Annotated in this window: 1 protein-coding gene; it reads left to right on the top strand. The window is 48.3% G+C overall.

The window, feature by feature from the left end; translation table 11 throughout:
* Positions 1-53: 53 nt before the first annotated feature.
* A partial coding sequence (locus CWO84_RS15045; protein WP_101053541.1) for an IS5 family transposase occupies positions 54-787 on the top strand: 734 nt, incomplete at its 3' end.

The raw sequence follows: 787 nt of genomic DNA, 5'->3' as shown, positions 1-787 counted from the left end.
AATCGATTGGCGAGCCATATTGATTGAGTTTTCAATCAAACGATAGCTAGCGAATGCCACGCCAACTGCTTACAGATACCCACTGGGAAAAGCTAAAAACGATTATGTTGAGTTTCAGCATTTACGACAAACCCGGTCTTCGGCAAACGGTCGAAGGGATTTTTTATCGCTTGCGTGTTGGCTGCCCTTGGCGAGACTTGCCCGTCGCTTTTGGCAAGTGGAATGCCGTGTACAAGCGCTTCAATGCCTGGTCACTGCAAGAAAAGCTGAGGGGTATCTTTCAGGCGCTAGTGATTGAGCCTGATTTGGAATGGCTATTTATTGATGGCAGCATTATTAAAGCCCATCAACACAGTAGCGGCGGCGCCCATGAAAATCCAACAGCCATCGGGAAATCGGTCGCAGGCAACACGACCAAAATCCATATGGCGGTTGATGCCGGTGGACTTCCCATCCAGTTCTCGATTACGGGGGGCGAAGTACATGACTGCAAAGAAGCGCCGGAATTTGTGGCCAAACTCCCCCAGGCGGGCTACATGATTGCAGACAAAGGGTATGACAGCGAGCCGTTACGGATTCAAATTCGAGACCAAGGCACAGTCCCCACCATCCCAAGAAAACAAAATTCAATAGTCGGGAATGAGGAAATGGACTGGTGTCTCTATAAATATCGCCACCTCGTTGAAAACGTATTTGCGCGACTGAAACATTTTAGAGCTATTGCCACCCGATATGACAAACTAAAACGCAATTTTGAAGGTGCTATCGCCCTGGCTTGTGCATTTAT

Source organism: Methylomonas sp. Kb3, from assembly GCF_002834115.1.
Taxonomy (GTDB): domain Bacteria; phylum Pseudomonadota; class Gammaproteobacteria; order Methylococcales; family Methylomonadaceae; genus Methylomonas; species Methylomonas defluvii.
This window is presented reverse-complemented; position numbering and strand designations above follow the sequence as displayed.